The 7,256-nt window shown below is 60.5% G+C and carries 4 protein-coding genes; 2 read left to right on the top strand and 2 right to left on the bottom strand.

Features of this window, described 5'->3' with window-relative positions:
- Window positions 1-115 precede the first annotated feature (115 nt).
- A complete protein-coding gene (locus FJ398_24285; protein ID MBM3841015.1) occupies window positions 116-586 on the bottom strand; it encodes a hypothetical protein in 471 nt (156 codons plus the stop codon).
- The gene (locus FJ398_24290) at window positions 583-1,443 is read right to left on the bottom strand and encodes a PLP-dependent aminotransferase family protein (GenBank protein ID MBM3841016.1); all 861 of its coding nucleotides are present in this window, start codon (window positions 1,441-1,443) and stop codon (window positions 583-585) included. Before FJ398_24290 ends, FJ398_24285 begins: the two co-directional genes overlap by 4 nt.
- Window positions 1,444-1,634: 191 nt before the next feature.
- On the opposite strand from FJ398_24290, the gene FJ398_24295 reads away from it, so the two are divergent.
- Together FJ398_24295 and FJ398_24300 are read left to right on the top strand one after the other, a co-directional pair.
- On the top strand, window positions 1,635-6,425 hold the full coding sequence (locus FJ398_24295; GenBank protein ID MBM3841017.1) for a hypothetical protein: 4,791 nt from the start codon (window positions 1,635-1,637) through the stop codon (window positions 6,423-6,425).
- A gap of 108 nt (window positions 6,426-6,533) precedes the next feature.
- Window positions 6,534-6,956 (top strand): hypothetical protein, encoded by a 423-nt coding sequence (locus FJ398_24300; protein ID MBM3841018.1) that lies wholly within the window; start codon window positions 6,534-6,536, stop codon window positions 6,954-6,956.
- Window positions 6,957-7,256: the final 300 nt, after the last annotated feature.

Below are 7,256 nucleotides of genomic sequence, written 5' to 3' on the forward strand. Positions count from 1 at the left end.
AAGGAGAATATCCTCCCTGGATCTTCGACTGAGGAGCAACGAAGCCAGGCGGCCTTTGGCGCGAAAACCCTCCGGGCGGCGGGTCTTTTGTCCGTGGCCTGCGTTGGCTCGGTCCTTACAGCCCGCGGTGGGGATGCTCGGACCTCGCCGCCTTGGCCACAGCCAAAATCCCTCGCCGCAGGACCCCGCGCAATTTTCGGACACGCTCTAAGGGCTTCGTTTCCCTAAATTCACCTGCAGCGGCGTTCGTGATCCCCGCGCCGTGATCATTGCGAAAGGCGGCTTCCCTGGATACCGAACCCCATCCTTCCACGAACGCCGCTCGATACAACTGCATCTCCAGATCGGCCAGCAACCGTTCCCCCGATGGGAGCGACCGCGAAAATGCATCGAACTCTGCGGCGCGACCGGCATTGAACAGGGCCCGCAAATAAGTCTTTTGAAGCGGAAGCGTGAGCAGGGCTTCCTGACTCTTGAGGAGTCCAATGACGTAGCTCTCCAGGCCGTATTTCTCGAACACCGCGCTCGCGAGTTCCAGATCGACAGCGTTCGTCCGACTCAGCCGCAGCAACCAGAAGGCCCTCACCAGAGCGGGTCCTTGAAATTGCGGCGCTTCGGCGTGTCGCGAGATCTCCTGCAAAAAGCCTCGCAGCAGACGCTGATCCGCCGGATCGCAATCACCCAGCCGACGCGCAGTCCAGGCATCAAGATTTTAGAGAAGGTCCCGACGTAGAGGACGCCAGCGCTCAGGTCGCCGCGTGAATCCATCCGAGCCGCGAGCTCAAGAACGTGAGGCAAAGGATTGCCGTCGAACCGAAGCTCGCCGTAAGGATCATCCTCCAACAAAGCGACGTTATGTTCGCGCACGAACTCCGCCAGACGCTGCCGTCGATCCCGGCCCAACGTCGTGCCTTGAGGATTCTGAAAATTCGGAATCGTGTAGATCAGTTTCGGACGGCTCTGGATGCATCGCTCCAGTTCCTCAACGCGCATTCCGTCACTGTCGGATGGAACGGCCTGGAATCGGACACCCAGCGGGCGCCAGGCCGACAGCAGCGCCAGATACGTGGGGTTCTCGACGATGACTGTGTCGCCTTCGTCGAGCAAGATGCGCCCGATCAAATCGAGCGCTTGTTGCGCGCCGGTGGTGATCACGACGTTGTTGCGGGTGATCGGCAATCCTGGACGGGCGAGTCGGCTCGCGATCCAATCCCGCAATTCGCCGAGGCCTTCCGTCTCGCCATATTGCAGCGCCGCCGGCCCGACACGCGCGAGGACGCTTTTGGTGGCTTCCAGGACTTCCTGAATTGGAAACAGCTCGGCTGCGGGCAATCCGCCAGCGAATGAGATCATATCCGGCTGCGCGGTCAATTTCAGCAACTCGCGAACCGCGGTGCGTTTCATGTGCTGCGTGCGCCGGGCAAAGGTGGCGGTGCATTTCATAAATGTGTTCAGTTCTGTAACCCCTCAGTTAGTTAACGAAGGTGGAGCGAGGCTCCCGCCGAGGTTTTCTTCGATGGCATTGGCTCGGCAGGAGCCTCGCCCCACCTTGATTGAGAGGTACCCGCTTAGGCGATCATGCGGCCCCCTGGCGAAAGCTTGATTCTGGTATCAATCCTGCATTAAAGCGAGGTATGTCACAACTGTTTGGCGGACGGCTTCAAGGGTGGAACATGATTCACGCATCGCAGATGGGGCCGAAGAACGGCCGGGATGGGACTGTGGACCGCTGTCGCCAATCCCAAGCGGATTGCGTCCTCCAGCCCAGGGTTGCGAGTCACGAACAACCCTGGGTAAAGAGATCGACAAGGAGCCAACCCCAAAGGGGTTGCGCCTCTCCCATGCACCGAAGACACAACCCCGTTGGGGTTGATCCGATGTTCGTCGAATTCCCCAGGGTAGCTCGTTCCTCGCAACCCTGGGCTTTGGGGCAGAATCCCGTTGGGATTCTAAGCGGGAGAATTGCGTGGAAACAGCAGAGGAGCGCACACTCCAAAACCTCGCGGCGAATTGGCGGGTCCTGCGAAGTTGCCTGTTCCCAAAGCACCTGCTCACGGACCATGAGTCAGGCAGGGCGAGTCCGTCCCGGCGAGCCGCTCGACGTGCGTGGAACACGTCCGACTCGGCTCGCTGGGGACAGGCTCGCCCTACCGTCAGGTTCATGTGAAGGCCGGGGCATGCGCCTTCTGCTTCTTGTGATTGCCTTAGCCGGTTGCTTGTCAAGTCGGGAAGCCCGCGCGCAGATCGTCTTCAGCGAAATCATGTATCATCCCGTCGAAGAGCCGGCGTTCCACGCGGATGGCAGCCCGGTGCTCGACCTCTATGAAGACGTGCATGAATTTGTCGAAGTCCACAATGCAGGAACCGCCCCGGTGGATTTGTCCGGCTGGCAGATCGCCGGCGGGGTTCGTTACACGTTTCCGCCGAATTCCGCTATCCAACCCGGAGCTTACCGCGTGATCGCGAAAAACCCCGGGCGATTGGCAGCCGTGCCCGCATACGGGCTGGCCTTGCCCGACCTGTTCGGGCCTTACACCAACCAACTCGGCAATGCCAAGGACACGCTCCGCTTGCTAAAGGCCAATGGCGAACTGGCTGATGCGGTGAGTTATTCAGCCGAGTTTCCGTGGGCGATCAGCGCGGATGGACTGGGCGCCAACGAAGACTTCACCGGCCTGAATCATTTGGATTACCAGTATCGCGGGCGGTCGCTCGAACGGGTCAGTTTCACGCACTCGCCCAACGATCCGGCCAACTGGCTCGTCTCGCCCTTGCCCGGCAACCCGAGTCCGGGCAAGCCCAACGCAGTCAGCCGTCCAGTTCCCAAGCCGGTGATCATTCATTTCAGCGTCACGCAGGATTCCGACGAAGCCGCCATCATCCGCAACGGTCAACCCGTGAGAATCGCTTGCACGTTTTCGGCAGCCGCCTCGGTGTCTGGCGTGGCCGTGGAATGGTTCCTCGATAACATCAACGCGACCGACGAGCCGCGCACAGTCACATCGATGTCCGGGAGCGGCCCCGGCACGCCGGTCCGGTTCAGCGCCGTTCTGCCGGGCCAGCCGAATCGCACCATCGTGCGTTATCGCTTCCGTGCAGACCAAGGGACGGGCGATGAAGTCGTATCGCCTCGCGCGGACGATCCGTTTCCATGGCACGCGTATTTCGTGACGCCGGTCCGCACGTCCACCAAGCCGATCTATGACTGCTTCATTTCGTCGAACAGTCTGGCGATTCTCCAGCGGAACATTTCGCAAAGTCCCAAGCGCGTGACGACACCCGATCCGCCAGGCCGCCCGAGACTTTCCTGGAACGCCACGGAGCCGGCCATCCTGGTTCACGAAGGCGTGGTGTACGACATCCGAATGCGCCATCATGGCAGCCGCTACAACCGCCGCGCCGAACGCTATTCGCTCAAATGGCAATTCCCGCGCTACAAGAAATTCAACGGCGTCACGGGCATTTTCGAGACGGACAAAGGGAATGATTTCATCGTTGGCCACAATCTTTTCATCGAGGCCGGCTTCCCCGTTTCCAAGGTTCGATACGTCGATCTCTACCTCAACGACCGCGCGGTCATGCAACGCCTGGAGCAAGGTGAATTCGACGGCGACATGCTCGATGAGTTCCACCAGGCCCAGCAGCGATTGAATCCCGGCACTCCTCTCGAACCGAGCGGCGAAATCTACAAAGCGGTGGGGACAATCGACATGCCCGGCGAAGGCCCGTACGGCCGGGGCGATGGGCGCAAGCTCGTCAAGCCGGGTTACTGGACGGACCTTCAAATGTACGATTGGAGCTTCGCGCTGCAAAACAACGGCTGGCGCGGCTCCTACTACTTCAAGCAAATGATCGATGCCATGTGGGCCGCGCGCGGCGACACCCCTGCGGCGCTCAATCCGAACCTCGCGGCCTTGCGCGCCTACTTCACCAACTACTTCGACATTGATGAGATGCTCGATTACATCGCCATCGAGAATTGGTGCTGCCCTTGGGACGACACGACGCAAAACCATTTCTTCTGGCAAAAGCGCAACGGGAAATGGGGAATGCTCCCGTGGGATTGCGATGCCTGGTATGGCCGCGGCGATAACACGCCCGCCAGTTCTTCGATCTACATCGGCGAAGTGGGCGATCGGAACAACAACTTCCGCGGACCGAATTTTTTCAAGGACAGTTTCATCAAGGCGTTTCGGGAAGAGTATAAGCGGCGGCTTTACCTGTTGAACAATACGTTCCTTCATCCGGAGAACATCAGCGCGATGGGCTTTGGGAGCATCCGGACGTTCGCCAACGCCCGTTTCACCGCCGTGAATACCCAGTGCGGATTCGGCCCATTCCAGCGGCCCATCAAACCCGTGAATCTTGCGCCTGCCAGCAGCGGCGCGGCGCTTCCACCCGCTCTGTTGCAGGCTTCCGCTTACGGCCATAGCGCGAGTTCCGCGCCGGCTCACGCGAAGACGACCTGGGAAATCCGGAGCAGCAACGGGTCCTACCGTGCTCCGGTTTGGAAGACGACCAGCGCCGCGAACCTCACTTCAATCCCGGTTCCTTTTGAGGAGTTGAATTTCGGCGAGACGTATTACTGGCGCTGCGCCTATCTTGATGCGAACGATCATCCCTCGCTGGCTTCCGATGAAACCGCCTTCAACTTCGGCGCGGCTCCGTCCCAACTCGTGCTCCTGGGAATCGACACCACCACCAAGTGGAAATTCAATCAGAGTGCCGATCTGACCGGGATCAATTGGACCGCGCCGGCTTACCAGGATGCGGCGTGGGCTTCGGGGAGCGCGCTGTTGGCCGTGGAAACGGCCGCCTTGCCGGAACCCATCCGCACGCCGCTCACGTTGGGGCGCACAACGTATTACTTCCGCGCCAAATTCAATTTCCCGTCCCCGCCGCGTGGAACCGAGCTTCGATTGCGCCATGTAATCGACGACGGAGGCATCGTTTACCTCAATGGCGCCGAAGTGTTGCGCACGGGAATGCCGGCCGGCTCGGCAAGTTTCTCCACGCTCGCCACCCGCACCGTGGGCGACGCCGTCTATGAAGGGCCGTTCGCAATCTCAACCGCCAGCCTTGCGCAAGGCGAGAACGTTCTTGCAGTGGAAGTCCACCAATCCGCCAACAACAGCTCGGACATCGTGTTCGGCCTCTCGTTGGAGGCGACGGTTCCCGCGATCACGGGAGATTTGGTGCTGAACGAAATCGCCGCGCGCAACCGAGGTTCTGTGCCGAACGGCGCCCAGACGCCGGATTGGATCGAGTTGTTCAATAGCAGCAACCAGACGCTGGACTTAAGCGGCATGGGCCTCAGCGACGATATGCTCGTGCCGAATCGCTACGTGTTCCCGCCAAACACGCGCATTGCCGCGCAAGGTTACCTCACCGTTTGGTGCGACAGCCAAACCAATGCTCCGGGCCTCCACACGGGCTTTGGCTTGAATGACAGAGGCCAAACCGTCGCGCTGTTCGCGCCCTCGGCCAACGGCTTCGCGGTGCGCGATTACGTGACGTTCGGCCCGCAAGCCGCGGACCTGACGATTGGACGGCTTGCGAACGGCACAGGCGCCTGGCAGTTGACCGAACCAACGCCGGGCCGGGAGAATCGCGCCAGGGCGCTGGGCTCGCCGGCGAATCTGAAAATCAACGAATGGATGGCTTCGCTCGCTTCCGGAGACGATTGGTTCGAACTCTACAATCCGGAGACGCTCCCCGTGGCGCTGGGGGGATTGTATCTGACGGACAACTTGGCCTCGCCCACCAACACCCAACTGGCCGCCCTTTCCTTTATCGCGCCGAAAGGATTCTTGAAGATCGTCGCGGACGAGAATCCCAATCAAGGCGCGAACCACGCCGACTTCAGACTGAGCGCGGCCGGGGAATCCATTTACCTCATCGCCGCCAATGGGCGCAGCGTCATTGATTCGGTGACGTTTGGTCCGCAAACGACCGATGTCTCGCAAGGCCGCTTGCCCGATGGCAGCGCGACGATCGTTTCCTTGCCGGCTCCTTCTCCCGAAGCGAGCAACCAGGCCAGCCCAACGCCAGCGGATTCTGACAACGATGGCATTCCGGACGATTGGGAAACCTCTCATGGCCTGAGAATCGGCGCGAACGACGCCGCGTTGGATCCGGACAACGACGGCATGTCGAATCTGCAGGAATACCTGGCCGGCACCGATCCGCAAAGCGCCGCGAGCGTTTTGAAACTCGAAGCCGCGCGAGACGGAGGGCAGATTGCGCTCCGCTTCACCGCCCAGCCGAACAAGGCGTACCGCGTCCAAGTCCGAGCCGACCTGAATTCCGGCGTCTGGCAGACCCACAGCGACTTCCTCGCGCAACCAACCGGTCGAACTCTCCAGATTGCGGATCCCGCGGTGTCAAGTTCGGCCCGCTACTACCGCGTTACCGTGCTGCCGTAACCCGGGGTAGAGCGACTCTGCCGCCGAACAGGCCCTGCCCTCTTTAGTGATTGCTGATCACTGATTACTTTGGTTGCGTGTCAGCCGCGCAGGGTTCATTCGTAGGCGATGGCCCAGGCGGGCATCCAGCAACCGCTGCAGGGGGTCGAACGGTCCAGCGCGCGCATTCTCCTGGATGGGTTCAAGCGCCTGCGCCGCGCCCAAAAGCTGCATCTGTCCACCGTGCCGTTTGTGTCGCTGGCGCCCGAGGAAGCCGCCGGGATCGTTTGCCTGCTGCGTGCCGCCAATGACCCCGCGCTCTCGTTGCTGGAACAGGCCCGATTCCTCGATGAACTCAAAGCGGGTCTGGGACTGAGTGTGGCCGAGATCGCCCAGCAACTCTCGCGCAGCAAAGCCTGGGTGAGCCTGCGCCTGGGCGTGCTGGCGGAGTTGAGCCCGGGGTCTGACCTGATACTCTTGTCAATATCCCGGCCTGCTTTCCTCCTTTCCTCCCTTTCCTCCTTGACGCCTCCAGATTCCGTGACGGATTGATCGCGGAAGACTGGTTCATCACAGATCTCGCGGAGCGCCTCCTGCTCTCGAGGACGCGGTGATGCGCTGATTGACTGGAAGGCAGGTTTGACGAAGAGTCTCAGATATGAAGCTGGAGTTGCCCTTGGCCGAATTGAGTTTGGCCGACAAACACCAACATAGAAGGTCGCAGTTCAATGAGAATGGCTATTGCCAATTTTTGGCGGGCAATTTCCGCTTTCGCTGCCATTGTCGGCGATGTCGATTCAAGCTCCTGTCTTTTCGCAAATCACTTCTGTTTTGTATCAAACCGAGTTCGCT

The sequence above is a fragment of the Verrucomicrobiota bacterium genome, from assembly GCA_016871535.1.
Lineage (GTDB): Bacteria > Verrucomicrobiota > Verrucomicrobiia > Limisphaerales > SIBE01 > VHCZ01.